The organism is Allorhizobium sp. DMC15 (assembly GCF_056314065.1).
Genome location: NZ_JBQUZB010000001.1, coordinates 367,758 through 384,271, shown reverse-complemented (window position 1 = coordinate 384,271; position 16,514 = coordinate 367,758). Strand labels below are relative to the sequence as shown.

Sequence of the window (16,514 nt, the reverse complement as noted above, 5' to 3'; positions counted from 1 at the left end):
CACGGGGCGGCCAAGGGCCGCCCCGATCTTCACAGGGCAAGGCCAAGGGCCCTCCCTGTCATGTCATGGTCCGCCATCAAGCTGCGGGGATCAACCCCAGCACTTGTCCGTGCCTTCCTTGACGCTGATCGACTCGACGCCGGCAGCCGGCTTGTCGGTGACGAGGGCGACGCCCGTGTCGAAGAAGTCCTTGCCTTCGGTCGGCTTCGGCTTCTCGCCGGTTTCAGCGAACTTCTTGATCGCTTCCACCCCGAGCGACGCCATCAGCAGCGGATACTGCTGCGAGGTGGCACCGATCTGGCCGTCGGCCACGGCCTTGACGCCCGGGCAACCACCGTCGACCGAAACGATCAGGACGTCGTTTTCCTTGCCGACAGCCTTCAGAGCCTGGTAGGCGCCAACAGCGGCCGGTTCGTTGATCGTGTGGATGACGTTGATGTCGGGATCCTTCTGGAGAAGGTTTTCCATGGCCTTGCGGCCGCCTTCTTCGTTGCCGTTGGTCACGTCGTGGCCGACGATGCGCGGATCATCTTCGTCGCCGATCTTGTTCGGGTCCTTCGGGTCGATGCCGAAGCCGATCATGAAGCCCTGGTCGCGCAAAACGTCGACGGTCGGCTGCGAGGGAACGAGGTCGAGGAAGCCGATCTTGGCGTCCTTGGCCTTGTCGCCGAGGGTGGCGGCAGCCCACTGGCCGATCAGCTTGCCGGCGAGAAGGTTGTCGGTTGCAAAGGTGGCGTCGGCAGCGGTTGCCGGATCGAGCGGCGTGTCGAGTGCGATCACGAGCAGGCCGGCTTCCTGGGCCTTCTTGACCTGGTCGACGATGGCCTTGGTGTCGGAAGCAGCGATCAGAATGCCCTTGGCGCCATCGGCGATGCAGGATTCGATGGCAGCAACCTGGCTGTCATGGTCACCATCGACCTTACCGGCATAAGCCTTCAGGTTGACGCCGAGTTCGGCGGCCTTGGCGGTCGCGCCTTCCTTCATCTTGACGAAGAAGGGGTTGGTGTCGGTCTTGGTGATGAGGCAGGCCGAAACGTCGGCAGCCGAGGCCGGAGCGGCGAAGACAACGCCCAGCGCAAGCGTCGACAAGGCAGCGGTAAGCAGAGACTTTTTCATTAGGTATCCTCCCGAAAGTTGGTGGGCCAGCTCCTCCGGCCGCAACGTGTCGGCACGGATCGCGCCTTCGCAATCCGCTCCGGAGCCTCTCGGCCCCACTCCTCCACGACCCATTAAAAACAACAGAAGTTTTGGGCTGTCAATAAATAAATCCAGTTGAATTATTAAATCGCTGTGACATTCTCAACGAGCTGCCGTAAAAGGGAGCGGTCGGGAGGAGCGGCCTTCGTGTCACAGGATTCGTACATCTCAGCGGTCGATCAGGGCCTGAAGTCGAGCGCCGGCGGCGGCTCGAACCAGGTGCGCGTTCGCGCCTATAACGAGCGGCTGGTGCTGTCGCTGGTGCGCCAGTATCCCGGCTGTTCGAAGGCTGACATTGCCCGGCTCACAGGCCTTTCCCCGCAGACCGTCTCCGTCATCATGCGGTCGCTCGAAAGCGACGAACTGCTCATCCGGGGTGAACCGATCCGCGGCCGCGTCGGGCAACCGTCCGTGCCGATGTTCATCAATCCCGAGGCCGTTTTCTCCTTCGGCGTCAAGATCGGCCGGCGCAGCGCCGATCTGGTGCTGATGGATTTTGCCGGGCGGATCCGCCAGCAGAAGCACCAGACCTACCCCTATCCGCATCCGGACAATCTGCTCCCCTTCATCTGCGAGGGGATTGCCGAGCTCGAAGCCGGAATGGACGAGACGCAGCGCGGCCGTATCGCCGGGATCGGCATTGCCGCACCTTTCGAACTGTGGAACTGGGCCGAAGAGGTCGGAGCCCCGCCTGGCGCCATGGAAATCTGGCGCGAAGTCGACCTGCAGGCCGCCGTGCAGGCGAGGATGGGCCATCCGGTCTATCTGCGCAACGATGCGACCAGCGCCTGCGGAGCAGAACTCGTCTTCGGCGCCGGACAGCGCTACCCGGATTTCGTCTATTTCTACATCGGCTCGTTCATCGGCGGCGGTATCGTCGTCAATGCCGCCCTCTTCGTCGGACGAACGGGAACGGCCGGCGCGATCGGCCCCCTGCCCGTGCGCGACAAACATGGCGAAACGCGCCAGCTGCTCGACATCGCCTCGATCTTCGTGCTGGAAAACCTGCTGCGCGAACGCGGCATCGATCCGCAGCCGCTCTGGTATGCCGCCAATGAATGGATCGATTTCGGCGAACCGCTGGAAATCTGGATCCAGGATACGGCTGCCGCGCTTGCCCAGGCTGTTGTCGCCGCGGCCTCGATCATCGACTTTGCCGCGGCCATCATCGACGGTGGCTTTCCGGGCTGGGTGCGCAAGCGCCTCGTCCAGGCGACGATCGACGCGATGAACCGCCTCGACCTGCAGGGCGTCGTCGTGCCCGAAATCATCGAAGGCGAAGTCGGCGATCAGGCGCGCGCCATCGGCGGGGCGAGCCTGCCGATCTTCGACCGTTACCTCATCGACCAGACAGTCTTGTTCAAGGATACCCATCATGCTGAAGGGAATTGATCCCCTCCTGAGCCCCGAACTCCTCGCCACCCTGCGCGCCATGGGCCATGGCGACGAAATCGCCATCGTCGACGGCAACTATCCGGCGCTCGAACATGCCCGCCGCCTCGTGCGCCTCGATGGGCATCATCTGGTGCCGGTGTTGAATGCGATCCTGAGCGTCATGCCGATCGACGATTTCGTTCCGGAGGCGATCTTCCGCTCTGTCGTCGGCGGCAAGCCGGACCAGGTCGATCCGGTCCATCAGGAGATCATCGACTGCTGCGCAAGGCACGAGCCGAAGGTTCCCGTGACGAAGCTGATCGGTGCTGATTTCTACAACCGGGTCAAGGCCGCGCACACGGTCGTGCAGACCGGCGAACCGCGACTTTACGCCAATGTCGTCCTGCGCAAGGGCGTCATCTACCCCTGACCCAGACCGGGCTCAGCCCTCAAGCGCGCGGGAGATTCGGCGGGAGAGTTCGACCGGGTTCTTCAGTACGATGGCCCGGCTCGTCCGTTCAACCAGTTCTTCCCGCGCCAGCCTGGACATTTCCCGCGACACGGTTTCCCGGCTCGCGCCAATATGCTCGGCCAGTTCCGCATGGACGAGCGGCGGCGATATGATGCGCTCGCGGCCGCCATCGTTGCGGACCCGCGAAAGCCGGAGCAGGGTGTTGTAGAGCCGGTGCTTGGTGTCCAGGAAGGACAGTTCCGACAACCGGTCGTTCATGGCCCGGATGCGCCGCGACAGCAATTGCAGCAGGGCAAGCGCCACATCGGCGCGCTGCTTCAGGATATCGTGGAACACCGTATAGGGAATGACCGTGACCGTCGCATCGCTGACGGCCATCAGGCTTGCCGAGCGCGCGAGATCGTCAATCGCCGCCTGCTCGCCCAGGATATCGCCCCGCTTGAAGCTGCCGAGGATCGCCTCCTTGCCGACGGTGAAGCGCAAGACTGCGCGGATTTCACCGGTCTGCACGATAAAGACGTCTTTGGACATATCTTCGAAATCGACCAGACTTTCTCCGGCCGACAGCGTGCGGGAATGGCAACGCGACAACCACTCACGGTCCTCGTCAAGGCTCAAGCCGGAAAATACCGAGCAGCCTCTCAGTGTCATTGGCATGCCTGCAACGGTTTGAACCATGGAACCTGTCGTTGTAATTGGCTTCATCTACGGCTGTACTTGATGGTCTTGTCGGTTATGATTTCGAGAATGCACTTATCTCGGTCGAACCACCAGATAGCAAGATGGCTGCGAGCAAGACCCTTACAATTCGCCTAGGAGGCAGACGCGAATTTTACTCAATTGCGTCGCGTATGCCCGCCTTCCTTCCTTGCATCGCAGCCTGCTAGCCGATCGAGCCCGATGAGGGACCCCAGACGTCGGTCAGGGCAAAGCCTCGCTGGAAGGGATCGAAGGGATCGAGCGCCACCTGATGCAGGCCGAAGGTGAAGCCGCGACCGCTGATGGTCGGGATCACCGCCGGACGACCGGCAACTTCCGACAGCGCCGAAAGCCCGACTTCGAATTCCGATCCGATGATCGAGCGCGACAGCATCACATCGCCCACCTTGGCCTTGCCGCGCGCATGCAGCGTCGCAAGATTGGCGGAGTTGCCGGTGCCGCAGGGCGAACGGTCGACGCGGCCGGGCCACATGGTGGTGCAGGTGCGGATGGCGCCGTCGGGATCGACATCGCGGAACATGACATAGGCGACGCCGGAAATGGCCGGGATCTCCGGATGAACGACCGGGATCTTCCGGTTGATCTCCTCCTTGAGGATCATGCCGGCCTCGACCAGCGCCCGCGCATTGGCCTTGTCGATGGTCAGCCCCACCTGGGCGACGTCAACAAGCGCATAGAATATACCGCCATAGCTGAGGTCGAAGGTGATCGGGCCCCAGTGCTCCGTGTCGAGCCGGACGTCCAGTTCGTGCACGAAGGAGGGCACCATGGTGAGCTTTACCCGTTCGCACCGGCCGTCGCGGCAGGTCGCCGTCGCCTTCACAAGGCCCGCTGCCGTCTCGAGCATCACGATCGTTTCGGGTTCCTGCATTTCGACCATGCCGGTTTCGAGCAGGGCCGTCGTCGCGCAGATGGAATTCGATCCGGAACTGGCATGCGCCTGATCCGGCTGCAGGATGACGAAGGCAGCATCGGCATCCGGATGCTTCGGCGGCAGCAGAAGGTTGACGGAGCCGATGGGCGCGCCGCGCGGTTCCAGCACCAGCATGCGCCGCAGTTCCTGCCCCTTGGGGTCGCTGTTCAACCAGGCCAGTTGGTCGGCGACCGTTTCCCCGGGGATCTTTGGCACGCCACCAATCGCGACCCTGCCGATTTCACCCTCGGCATGCACGTCGAGCAGCTGAATCGTGCGTTTCCATCTCATGTCATACTCTCACATTGGCGGCATTCGCCCGACCTGTCGGCCATGCCCATCCAGATGACGCGCTGTCTGCCGCCGTGAGGAAGAGAGGACCCGGATCCGGACCTGTAACGATAAAGTCGACAGTTAAAACACGCTTTCGTGTTCACCAAGCCCTATTGTCGGGGGAAGAGGCAAAACAAAGACGAGCGATGCAGAATTTCTGCACCGCTCGTCCGCAATCCCTCAGTTTGATGTCAGGCCACCAGCGCGAAATCGTCATGGGTCAGGACCAGACCCGCCGTGACGTAACCGATGGTCACCGCCGCTGTGCTGCCATTGCCATCAGCGTCGTAATAGATCGCGCCGCTCGCACGATCATGCAGGATGTGCTGGTCGGCCGTCGTCGCCCTCGAACCCGACCCGAATGCCGATTCGAGCAGGGTACCGAGCGAGCCGATATCGGTGAACACATCGCTGTCGAGCAGGATCTGATCGAGCGAATCGAAGTCGGTAATACGGTCGGCATTTGCGGTCCCGAATTCCGTGAAGACGAACTTGTCGGCGCCCGCCCCGCCCGACAGCGTGTCGTTGCCAAGGCCGCCATACAGCCAGTCGGCATCTGCGCCACCCGAGAGGGTGTCATTGCCGGTGCCGCCATAGAGCACGTCGTTGCCGGCGCCGCCGATCAGCGTGTCGTTGCCGCCATTGCCGTTCAGCGTGTCATGACCGCTGCCGCCATCCAGCGTATTGGCACCGCTGCCGCCGGTCATCACGTTGTTCAGGCTGTTGCCGATGCCCGTGAATGTCGAGCTGCCCGTGTAGACCAGGTTCTCGACGTTGTCGCCGAGGCGATAGCTGGTGAGGCTGGTCCTGACGGTGTCGGTGCCCTGGCCCGAGAGTTCGGACACGGTATCCCCGGTGCTGTCGACGACATAGGTGTCATTGCCCACACCGCCCGTCATCGCATCGCTGCCGGTGCCGCCGTTCAGCACGTCGTTGCCGATGCCACCAATCAGCGCGTCATTGCCGGCGCCACCCGACAGGGTGTCGTTGCCCGCGCCGCCGGTGATACGGTTTGCCAGTTCGTTGCCTGTGCCCGTGAAGTCGCCGGGACCGAGATATTCGATGTTTTCCAGCCAACTCGACAGCGAATAGACGGAAAGGGTCGTGCGCACGATGTCGGTGCCGGCATTGCTGGCTTCGGTGATCACGTCTCCGAGGGCATCGACATAATAGATGTCATTGCCAGCGCCGCCCGTCATCCGGTCAGCACCCGTGCCGCCGTCGAGAATGTCATTTCCGGCAGCGCCAATCAGGACGTCGTTGCCCGCATTGCCGCGCAATGTGTCGTTGCCGCCGCCGCCAGAAATCTGGTCTATGAAATTGGTGCCGGTGATCACTTCGGAGCGCGAGGTGCCGTTGAAGATATAGGGCGTAGTCTGGGCATCATCATTGGCGATGGTGACGGTTGCCGCGGCCGTGCCGAGCGTCAGACCCGAGGATGCGCCGGACAAGGTCAGCGCGAATGTCTCGGCGCTTTCGGAGGTCGTATCGCCGTTCAGATAGACGGTAACGGTCTTCGTGGTCTGCCCTGCGGCAAAGGTGACGGTGCCGCTCAACGCGCCGGAGAAATCCGCGGCATTGGCTGCATTGCTCCCCGTACCGGCCGCCGTCCAGGTCACGGTTTCGGTGGCGGTCGCAGCCTTGCTCAGGGTCACGGTAAAGGTAACTGCGGTCGTACCACCGTTCCCCTCGTTGACCGTCGAGGCGCTGGCTGCCACGGATGCCACCGCAGGCAGGGCGCCCGGGTCGATCAGCGAGGCCAGCGAGCGCTCGACATTCAGCGAATCGATGAAACGTTCAACCGCCGTTACCGTATCGGTGCCGATCAGGACACCCGCGAAGGTGAAGGTGGCGAGCGCCACGTTATAGGTCCAGCTGATATTGGCCCAGCTGTCGCCGAAGACCAGAATGTCGCTGCCGTCACCCCCATTGACGCTGTCATTGCCGGCTCCGGCAATGATCCGGTCGTTGCCGCCAAGCGCGAGGATCGTGTCGTTGCCGCCATTGGTGGTGATTACATTAGCAAGGTCATTGCCACGAACGGTGTCGTTGCCGTTGCCGGTGACGGCATTCTCGATCCAGGCGCCGCGCGCGATCGAGATATTCATCGTCATGCTGTTGGCCGACGAAAAGGTCCCGGGCGCCAGATCGACGGTGCTGGCCGTGTTCCAGCCCGAGAGGTTCAGCGTGTCGTTGCCGCCGGCATCCCAGATGCAGATGATCGGGTTCAGGTTCTGGCTGAAATTGTAGATCGCCGCGGTGCTGCCGGTGATGTTGGATTGGAAGCCGTAGACGGTGTCGCCGGTGCGCGTGGTGGTATCGGCCCCGTACATCGCCTGCATCGCCATGATGTCGTTCATCATGGGGGTCTGCGGGGAATAGAGCCGGCCATCGGATCCGACCCAATCGGCCCAGGCGACGAGCCCCTCGCCGTTCGACGCACCCGATCCCCACGAGGGACCGAAATAGGACATCACGGAATAGACCGTCGAATCCTGGTAGGACGACGGCGTGTCGGCGCTGCCGTTATACTCTCCCATATGCTCGAGCCCCAGCGCATGGCCGATCTCGTGCACGAAAGTCAGGAAGCCATGCGCGCCGATCTTCGGCGTCATCAGGTCATTGGTGCCCTGACCCGAGTTATAGGCGCTGTTCATCCAGACGCTGCCGACCGAGGGGAAATAAGCGTGGGCATAGCCAACGCCCGAGGTCGCGTTGCCGAATTCGATGTTCGCGGCCGTGCTCGTGGTGCCGGCCGTGACCTTCTGGATGGAGGACGCGATGACGTCATCCCAAAGGGTCAGTGCGAGCTCGGCGCGCGCCTGCTGCGTGGCGTTAAAGGCGGAAAACCCGGTTTCGCCCGAATAGGTGGCCATGGCCGAAATGACGGTCGGGAAGGAATAGGTGATGGTCGAACCGGACCACTTGGAGCCCGAATTGAGCTGATCGATGACCTGCTGGTTGGTCCAGTTCGCCAATGCCATAAACGTCCCCATCATCCGCGGACAGACCGCCGTTGTGGAGACCGTTGTACTCGTGATGCATTAGAAACAGGTAATCAGGAACAGTAAATGGTTCCTGAGCGGGTTCGCTCCAATGCGACCGATCCTAAATCCGGACGTAACCGCGCCAACCGGCCGATGCTTTCCAGCATCCTATCGCAGCGATTTCATGGAGGAAGAAGAATGGCGCACCCGAAGAGATTCGAACTCCTGACCCCCAGATTCGTAGTCTGGTGCTCTATCCAGCTGAGCTACGGGTGCTTGCCAGCCGACTGTTCGTCGGCGTTGGCGATCCTCTAAAGCGTGACGCTTTGGAATGCAAGCGCCCTTTGGAAAAAAAGAGTCATTTTGCCGTCACATGATCGCTCGACACCCCGTTCACGGGGCTCAGGCGCGGGCGCGCCAGTCGTCCAGAGCCACTGGCCTGTCGGGGATTTCGACACGAAACAGCGTGCCGGGGCCCGGTTTTTCCACAAGCGCGATCGTGCCGCCATGGGCGAGCACGAGTTCGCGGGCGATCGCCAAACCCAGCCCCGTGCCGCCCGAGCGGGCCGAACCGCGAAAGGCCGTGAAGAGGTTTTCGCGCGCCTTGGGCGGCATTCCGGGTCCGGTATCGTCGACCGTGATCGCCACCACCGATCCGCTGCGCTGGGCGGAGATCGTGATGCGGCGCGGATGATCGGGATCGTCGGGCACGAAATTCACCAGCGCCTGCACCGCGTTGCGGCAGATGTTGTGAATGACCCGGAAGATCTGCTCGCTGTCGCCGTCGACCTCGATGTCGGCAGCAATCAGATCGACAAATTCGATGCCCGTTTCCTGGCTCAGCTGCAGGAGATCGCGCACCTCCTGGCAGATCTCCGCCAGACGGAAGCGGCGGCGCTGCGGCTCGGACTCCGAGGTCTGGCCATAGGACAGGACCTCGCTCGTGTAACCGACGGCCCGATCGATCGCGCGCAGGAGCTTCGGCGCGAAGCTCTTGACCAGCGGATCCTCCACATCGACCAGCCGGTCCGACATCAACTGGGCGGAAGCCAGAATGTTGCGCATGTCGTGGTTGATCTTGGACACGGCCAGTCCGAGATCCGCCAGCGTCTTCTGCTGACGCAGCGTCTTCTGCAGTTGGTCCTGCATGCGGGTCAGGTGGCGGCCTGCCACCGCGATCTCGTCCTTGCCCTCGGTCGCCGCCAGAATGCGGGCCGGATCCTCCGGATTCTCGGCGAAGGCCTGCATGCTGCGGGCGAGCCGCCTGACCGGTACGATCATCACCCGGTTGATGGCAAGAAACATCAGGATCGCGGTGATCACGGAGATGATCAGCGACACGATCAGAATATTGTGGGCATAGCCCAGCATTGCCCGACGCAGCGGCCGTTCCTCCATGACGATCTCAATCGTCGTGTCGGGTGCGTCGCCAATCGGCCCGTAGACGCGCAAGAGCCGGTCGCCACCGAAGAACAGCGTGTAGAAGGCGTCGCGGATGGATTCCATCTCGGAATAGTCGGCGAGATTGTAGGCGGCATCCACCTCTGCCGGCATTTCGGTCACCGCCAGCAGGCGCGACGTGCCGTCCTTGCGCAGAACGATTGCCTTGGTGCCCGTCGTCGAGAGCGTGTCTTCCTGGACGTTACGAGGCAGTTCGAGCGGCTGCAGACCGTCGATGACCACGCCTGCGGCAGCGGCCGTGTTCAGCCGATCCTGCAACCAGCGCTGCCGCATGGTCGCGACGGAGGGCGCGAAGATAAGGATTTCCGCCAGCATCACAAAGGCGATGGTCAGCCACAACAGCTTGCCGGACAGGCCCCTGATCCGGCTCGGCATGCGGTAACCACCGGAGGGGTCGGACTGCACATCGCTGTCCTGCCGGTCAAACATCAAGTCGAGTTCCTGTCATCCCTAGGGTCTGTTTCGGATCGGGGCGCGTCGTCATCTTAGTGCAGCGCGATAGACAAGGCCAAGCGGAAGATCGCCGCATACGTTAATCTTTGGTCATGAATACGAAACGGCCGCAGCATTGGATGCTGCGGCCGTCCGGAAATCGTTGTGGCATCGCGGCGGGAATCAGAACTCTTCCCAGCTGTTCTCCTTCGGCGCAGCAGCCGCTGCCATCGCACGGCCGGAGCCGCCGAAAGCGCGGGCAACACTTCCGGCCAGTTGCCGGGCCGGCGAGGCCACGGGGCGATGCTGGCTCGCTGCTGCCGCGGGTGCCATCCGGGTTCTCGCCTCGTCACCCAGCTTGAACTGGCCGATGATCTGGGCCAGGTTTCCAGCTTCCGCCGACAGCTTGTGCGTCGATGCGGAGGTTTCCTCAACCATGGCAGCATTCTGCTGGGTCACCTGATCCATCTGGTTGATGGCGCTGTTCACCTCGGCGAGCCCGGTCGACTGTTCCTTGGCAGCAGAAGCGATCGAGTGGATGTGGTCGTTGATCTTCAAAACGCGGCTTTCGATCTCCGACAGGGCTTCGCCGGTGCGCTGCACCAGCTTGACCCCGCCTGCGACTTCCTCACCCGACTTGTTGATCAGCGTCTTGATGTCCTTCGCCGCATTGGCGGAGCGCTGCGCGAGTTCGCGCACTTCCTGAGCCACGACGGCAAATCCCTTGCCGGCTTCACCGGCACGGGCGGCCTCGACGCCGGCATTGAGCGCCAGCAGGTTGGTCTGGAACGCGATTTCATCGATCACGTTGATGATCTGCGATATTTCGCGCGAAGCCTGTTCGATGCGGCCCATGGCGTTCACCGCCTCGCCAACCACGGTCGCCGACTGGGCGGCGCTGTGCTTGGCTTCGGTCACCATATGGCTCGCCTCCTGGGCGCGTTCGCTGGATTGGCGAACGACAACCGTGATCTCGTCGAGTGCTGCGGAGGTTTCCTCAAGGGCTGCGGCCTGCTGCTCCGTGCGCTTCGACAGGTCGTTGGTCGCGGAGGTGAGCTGGACCGTGTTGTCGTTGATCAGGTCGGTGCGGCCGCGAATATCCGACATGGTCTGGCGCAGGCGCTGGAACGACTTGTTGACGTTCTCCTGCAGCTCCGCGAAGACGCCGCGGAAGTTGCCGCTCATTTCCTGCGACAGGTCGTTGGCCGCCAGACTGCCGATGACGCGGTTGGTCTCCGAAACGCCCGTCTCGACCGAGCCGAGAAGCTCGTTGATGTTGGAGGCGAAGCGGTTGAGGTTGGCGTCCTGATAATCCTTTTCGATGCGGCGGGAGAAATCACCCGCTGCAGCTGCGGCGACTACGGCTGCCATGCTCGTCTGCAGATCGTCGCTCTTGGCGCGCATGGCGCTTTCCTGGGCGTTGAGCCGCTGGACGGCGAGACCATTTTCCTTGAAGACCTCGACCGCCGCCGCCATCTCGCCGATTTCGTCCAGGCGACCGCGATACGGGATGTCGGTGGCATAATCGCCGCCGGCAATGCCGTTCATCGCTTGGGTGACGCGGCGGATCGGACGGCTCAGATGGTTGACGCCGATATGGATGCCCAGTCCGGCACCGATGGCGACTGCAAGCAGCGTCACGCCGGAGATCAGCATCATCATGGTGCTCTTGAAGGATGCCAGGCTGCTGGTCAGCGCGTCGAGTTCGACACGATCCGCCTCGACCACGGCATCGATATCGGCCTGGAAGGCCTTGCGATTGGCCCGGTTCGCCTCGGTATTGCCCTGGGCATTGGCCTCCTTCGGGCCGGCCTCGACTCCGAGGCGCGCCGTTTCCGAGCGGAACGTGCGGAAATCAGCGGATTTTGCCATCATCGCATCAAACGCTGCCCTTTGTGCTTCGGGCACCAGCGGCTTCCATTGGGCAAGCGAGGCATCCATGTCATCCAGATTCTTCAGGATGCCCTGGGCGAAAGGCTTGGCCTTTTCCGCACTGGGCGCAGCGTATATGCCGCGGGCCTCCATTACGACTGCCGTCACCTGACGATTGAGGTGTTCGCCTAGAAAGGCGCGCTGCGAAATCTGCATCAACTCAGCGGTCTTGGCGCCATATTGCACCGTGACAAATACGCCCATGGCCCCGATGACGACCGCCGCCGCCCCCAGGATGCCGACTAATGAATAAACCTTACCGCTGACTTTCAAGTCCTGCACTCCACCTCAAATATGCGCATCAGTACGCATGCTCCCAAACGGTCGAAGCATTAAAGGTAGAAGTTTAACTGTCCGTTTTACCCCATTTATGGGGAGGGACGGATCATCGGGCTGCATCTGAGTCGAGCCGGCGAAAGCCCGGTCAAATACGCCTTCGCGCGATTGACTCCCTGGGCTTGCGCCCGTATAAGCCGCGCACGTTCGGAAAAGGCGCCCCGGCGGCGCTTACCCGTGCGACAAAACCAAACGCTGATGCAATCTCGCGATTGCACTTCCAAGAAGGGCCGCACACCGCGGTATTAAATAAATGTCGAAGCGTACTTTCCAGCCTTCCAAGCTTGTTCGCAAGCGCCGCCACGGTTTCCGTGCGCGTATGGCCACCAAGGGCGGCCGCAAGGTGCTCAACGCTCGCCGCGCTCGCGGCCGCGCCAAGCTCTCGGCCTAAGGCCGGATGAGCCCGACGAGCTTGACGGGCCCATGACGTCCACGGACTCCAAGAAATCTGTTGGCCGGCTGAAAAGCCGGCCCCAGTTCCTCGCCGTCAGAAACGGCGAAGCGCGCAAGGGTCGACTGTTCCTCCTCGAGGTCCTCGACCGCAAGGACGACGCGCCGGCCCGAGTGGGCTACACGGTCACCAAGAAACATGGCAATGCAGTGGAACGCAACCGCATGCGGCGCAGGCTGAAAGAAGCCGTGCGACTGAATGCGGCGTTTGCAATGAAGCCGGGACACGACTATGTCATTGTCGGCCGGCGCGAGGTGCTCGGTGCACCCTTCAGTCAGCTGTCGCAACAGCTGATCCATCGTATTGAAAACCGCCAGACGAACAACACGCGGTCGCACAAGACCGGTCCCAGGAAAGAATGATGAAGAACAACCGCAATTATTTCGTCGCGATTGCCTTATCGGTGCTGATCGTCCTTGCCTGGCAGTTCTTCTACATGAACCCGCGCATCGAAGCGCAGCGCAAGGCTCAGGAAGCGCAGATCGCGCAGCAGGAAGCCGCAAAGGCTGCCAATCCCGCCGCTGCGACGACGCCTGCGGCCGGCACCGCCGTGAACGGCGCGCTTCCCGCAGGGGCTGCGACCGCCGGTACCGTCGAAAACCGTGATGCGGCCGTTGCCAAGACCGCCCGCGTCGCGATCGACACGCAGGACCTTCAGGGCTCGATCAACCTCACCGGCGCCCGCTTCGACGATCTGAAGCTCAAGCAGTATCGCGAGACCGTGGACAAGACGAGCCCGATCGTCACGCTGTTCAATCCTGCCGAAACCAAGGATGCCTATTTCACCGAACTCGGCTTCATTGCGGGTGAGAATGCGGGCCAAGTTCCGGGTCCGAATACGGTCTGGACCGCGCCGGCCGGTGCCACGCTCACCGAGACGACGCCGGTTACGCTCACCTACACCAATGATGCCGGCCTGACCTTCACCCGCAAGATTTCCGTCGATGAGCATTACATGTTCACCGTCGAGGACACGATCGCAAACGGCGGCTCGGCATCTGCGAGCATTGCGCCTTATGGCCGCATCACCCGCTACAACAAGCCGACAACGCCGTCGATCTTCGTGCTCCATGAAGGTTTCCTCGGTGTGCTCGGCACCGAAGGCAGCCTCGTCCAGGACACCTATTCCAACATCGAGAAGGAAGCGGTCACCAATCCGAAGGCAACCGGTGGCTGGCTCGGCATCACCGACAAGTATTGGGCCGCGTCCCTCATCCCGGCGCAGACCCTGCCGTTTGAATCGCGCTTTACGCATTTCACCGATGGCCAGCCGCGCTTCCAGGCGGATTTCAAGGCCGATTCCGTCAGCATCCCGGCCGGCCAGAACACCTCGCTGAAGACGCTGGTCTTCGCGGGTGCCAAGCAGGTCCCGGTCATCGACGCCTATGAAGCCAATTTGAACATCCCGAAGTTCGACCTGATGATCGACTGGGGCTGGTTCTATTTCTTCACCAAGCCGATGTTCAAGATGATGGACTATTTCTACCATCTGGTCGGCAACTTCGGCGTTGCGATCCTGCTCACCACCATCGTCGTCAAGGTCCTGTTCTTCCCGCTCGCCAGCAAGCAGTACGCCTCCATGGCCAACATGAAGCGCGTGCAGCCGAAGCTTGAAGAGCTGAAGACCAAATATGCCGACGACCGCATGGGCCTGCAGCAGGCGATGATGGCACTCTACAAGGAAGAGAAGATCAATCCGGTTGCCGGCTGCTGGCCGGTGCTCCTGCAGATCCCGGTCTTCTTCGCCCTCTACAAGGTCATCTACGTCACCATCGAAATGCGCCACGCGCCGTTCTTCGGCTGGATCCAGGACCTCTCGGCGCCGGATCCGACGAGCTTCGTCAACCTGTTCGGCCTGCTTCCCTTCGATGCTCCGACCTTCCTGCATCTCGGTATCTGGCCGATCATCATGGGCATCACCATGTGGGTGCAGATGCGCATGAACCCGACGCCCCCGGATCCGACCCAGGCGATGCTGTTCAACTGGATGCCCGTAATCTTCACCTTCATGCTCGGCTCGTTCCCTGCCGGTCTCGTCATCTACTGGGCCTGGAACAACACGCTCTCGGTCTTGCAGCAGTCGATCATCATGAAGCGCCACGGCGTGGACATCGAGTTGTTCAAGAACATCGGCAAGGCCTTCCGGCGAAAGCCCGCCGGAACGAAATGATCCTGCAAAGCCCCGGCCTCGCCGGGGCTTTCTCTTTGTCGCCCCTTGCTGCAGTGCATCGAGACTTCATGACCCAGGCCGCCTCCCTCCCCTCACCCCGTTCCTGGGCCGGCATCGCGCTGGTCCTGGGCTCCGCCATCGCCTGGAGCTATGGCGGTGCGATCCAGCGTTTCATCGGCGTTTCGGACGGCTGGACCATCGTCTTCTGGCGCTGTCTCTTCGCGGGCCTGTTCCTCGCCGTCTTCATGCTGCTGCGCGACGGACCGAAGGGCACGGTCCGTCTCTTTAAAGCGCTCGGCTGGCCGGGCCTATCCATCGCCGTCGGCTTTGCCCTCGTCTCGACCTTCTTCGTGCTTGCGGTGTCCATGACGCCGGTCGCAAACGTCGTGCTGTTCATGGCGTCGATCCCGCTCTTTGCCGCCCTTCTCGCCCGCATCGTGCTCGGCGAGCCGATCACGCCGGTCACCTGGGGCGCAATCTTCGCCGTGATCCTCGGCGTCGGCATCATGGTCTCGGCCTCGATCGGCGAAGGCGGCTCGGTGCTCGGGCTGACACTTGCCGCCAGCATCCCCGCGATCTTCGCCTGCATGACCGTGATCACGCGCCGCTATCCCGGCATCCGCATGACGCCGGCCGCCTGTGGCGGGTCCTTCATCGCCTCGGCCATTGCCGCCACGCAGGCAGGCGCCTTTGCGGTCGGCGGACAGGATCTCGCTTTGCTCTTCTGCTTCGGTGCTCTCAATCTCGGCCTCGGCATGGCGCTCTATGTCACCGGCGCGCGCCTCATCCCGTCGGCGCTCGCCGCCCTGCTCGGCACGGCCGAAATGATCCTTGCCCCGGTCTGGATGGTGATCCTGCACAACGAGATCCCCTCCGGCCGGACGATCCTCGGCGGCGCGATCGTCATGGCCGCGCTCTTCACCTACCTCGTCAGCCACGCGCGCCCGGCCAGCGACCGCGTCGACGGGGCTGCGGCTTGACTTTGCCGCGCAAAACCCTGAATTGACCGGTTCACGAGAGGCCAGAGCCATGCGCGATCCCAACCAGAGAAGTGACTATCCCCTGTTCGTCCGCCCGTGGATCTTCATCCGCGGCGTGCCTTCGATGGATTTTCTGCCGCCGGAAGGCCCGCTCGAAGTGGCCTTTGCCGGTCGCTCGAATGTCGGCAAGTCGTCGCTGATCAATGCGCTGGTCGGTCAGGCCGGGCTTGCCCGCACCTCCAATACGCCGGGCCGCACCCAGGAACTCAACTATTTCGTGCCCGACGGCTTCTCCGGCCAGGAGGGCGACCTGCCGCCGATGGCCTTGGTCGACATGCCCGGTTACGGCTATGCCAAGGCGCCAAAGGAACAGGTCGACGCCTGGACGAAGCTCGTTTTCGATTACCTGAGGGGTCGCGCGACGCTGAAGCGCGTCTATGTGCTGATCGACAGCCGCCACGGCATCAAGAAGAACGACGACGAGGTGTTGACGCTGCTCGACAAGGCCGCCGTCTCCTATCAGATCGTGCTGACCAAGACCGACAAGATCAAGGCTGCCGGTGTGCCTCGCCTGATCGCAGAGACGCTCGACAAGATCAAGAAACACCCGGCCGCCTTTCCGGAAGTGCTCGCGACCTCGTCTGAAAAAGCAGACGGCCTCGAGCAATTGCGGGGCGCAATCACCGAGGCCGTCAAACAGGGCCTTTGACGCTCAGGCACCTGACGTGGAACAGGGGGCTGAAGAGCCCCCTCCCC

At 62.4% G+C, this 16,514-nt stretch carries 13 protein-coding genes and 1 tRNA gene; 7 read left to right on the top strand and 7 right to left on the bottom strand.

Annotated features, from left to right (window positions below):
- Positions 1-90 precede the first annotated feature (90 nt).
- On the bottom strand, positions 91-1,116 hold the full coding sequence (locus ACT53S_RS01900; protein ID WP_113377017.1) for a sugar ABC transporter substrate-binding protein: 1,026 nt from the start codon (positions 1,114-1,116) through the stop codon (positions 91-93).
- A gap of 228 nt (positions 1,117-1,344) precedes the next feature.
- On the opposite strand from ACT53S_RS01900, the gene ACT53S_RS01895 reads away from it, so the two are divergent.
- Both ACT53S_RS01895 and ACT53S_RS01890 read left to right on the top strand, forming a co-directional pair.
- Positions 1,345-2,589, top strand: a complete 1,245-nt coding sequence (locus tag ACT53S_RS01895) for an ROK family transcriptional regulator (RefSeq protein WP_142073742.1) — start codon at positions 1,345-1,347, stop codon at positions 2,587-2,589.
- A complete protein-coding gene (locus tag ACT53S_RS01890) occupies positions 2,573-3,001 on the top strand; it encodes an RbsD/FucU family protein (protein ID WP_113377015.1) in 429 nt (142 codons plus the stop codon). Before ACT53S_RS01895 ends, ACT53S_RS01890 begins: the two co-directional genes overlap by 17 nt.
- A 12-nt stretch (positions 3,002-3,013) precedes the next feature.
- On the opposite strand, the gene ACT53S_RS01885 is transcribed toward ACT53S_RS01890, so the two are convergent.
- The 6 genes from ACT53S_RS01885 to ACT53S_RS01860 all read right to left on the bottom strand — a co-directional run bounded on the left by ACT53S_RS01885 (position 3,014) and on the right by ACT53S_RS01860 (position 12,094).
- Positions 3,014-3,721, bottom strand: coding sequence for a Crp/Fnr family transcriptional regulator (locus tag ACT53S_RS01885; protein WP_476065730.1), 708 nt, complete (start codon positions 3,719-3,721; stop codon positions 3,014-3,016).
- A gap of 205 nt (positions 3,722-3,926) precedes the next feature.
- Positions 3,927-4,967 carry a 4-hydroxyproline epimerase gene (locus tag ACT53S_RS01880; RefSeq protein WP_113377013.1) on the bottom strand — a complete coding sequence of 347 codons (1,041 nt, stop codon included), beginning with the start codon at positions 4,965-4,967 and terminating at the stop codon, positions 3,927-3,929.
- 233 nt (positions 4,968-5,200) lie between these two features.
- A complete protein-coding gene (locus tag ACT53S_RS01875) occupies positions 5,201-7,993 on the bottom strand; it encodes a M10 family metallopeptidase C-terminal domain-containing protein (RefSeq protein WP_476065729.1) in 2,793 nt (930 codons plus the stop codon).
- Between the two features lie 202 nt (positions 7,994-8,195).
- Positions 8,196-8,272: transfer RNA gene (locus ACT53S_RS01870), tRNA-Arg, on the bottom strand.
- Positions 8,273-8,398: 126 nt separating this feature from the next.
- Complete coding sequence (locus ACT53S_RS01865) at positions 8,399-9,886, bottom strand: ATP-binding protein (RefSeq protein WP_476065728.1); 1,488 nt, start codon at positions 9,884-9,886, stop codon at positions 8,399-8,401.
- A 186-nt stretch (positions 9,887-10,072) separates the two neighbouring features.
- On the bottom strand, positions 10,073-12,094 hold the full coding sequence (locus ACT53S_RS01860; protein WP_476065727.1) for a methyl-accepting chemotaxis protein: 2,022 nt from the start codon (positions 12,092-12,094) through the stop codon (positions 10,073-10,075).
- Between the two features lie 316 nt (positions 12,095-12,410).
- Between ACT53S_RS01860 and rpmH the strand changes: the two genes are divergently transcribed.
- From rpmH to yihA, 5 genes are all read left to right on the top strand, one after another.
- Positions 12,411-12,548 (top strand): 50S ribosomal protein L34, encoded by a 138-nt coding sequence (gene rpmH, locus ACT53S_RS01855; RefSeq protein ID WP_113377009.1) that lies wholly within the window; start codon positions 12,411-12,413, stop codon positions 12,546-12,548.
- A 32-nt stretch (positions 12,549-12,580) separates the two neighbouring features.
- The gene (gene rnpA, locus ACT53S_RS01850; RefSeq protein ID WP_113377008.1) at positions 12,581-12,970 is read left to right on the top strand and encodes a ribonuclease P protein component; all 390 of its coding nucleotides are present in this window, start codon (positions 12,581-12,583) and stop codon (positions 12,968-12,970) included.
- Complete coding sequence (gene yidC / locus ACT53S_RS01845; protein ID WP_142073751.1) at positions 12,970-14,778, top strand: membrane protein insertase YidC; 1,809 nt, start codon at positions 12,970-12,972, stop codon at positions 14,776-14,778. The genes rnpA and yidC overlap by 1 nt, the downstream gene beginning before the upstream one ends.
- A 68-nt stretch (positions 14,779-14,846) precedes the next feature.
- Positions 14,847-15,758, top strand: coding sequence for a DMT family transporter (locus ACT53S_RS01840; RefSeq protein ID WP_476065726.1), 912 nt, complete (start codon positions 14,847-14,849; stop codon positions 15,756-15,758).
- A gap of 49 nt (positions 15,759-15,807) precedes the next feature.
- Positions 15,808-16,467: a ribosome biogenesis GTP-binding protein YihA/YsxC gene (gene yihA, locus ACT53S_RS01835; RefSeq protein ID WP_113377006.1), complete on the top strand. Its 660-nt coding sequence runs from the start codon at positions 15,808-15,810 to the stop codon at positions 16,465-16,467.
- Positions 16,468-16,514: the final 47 nt, after the last annotated feature.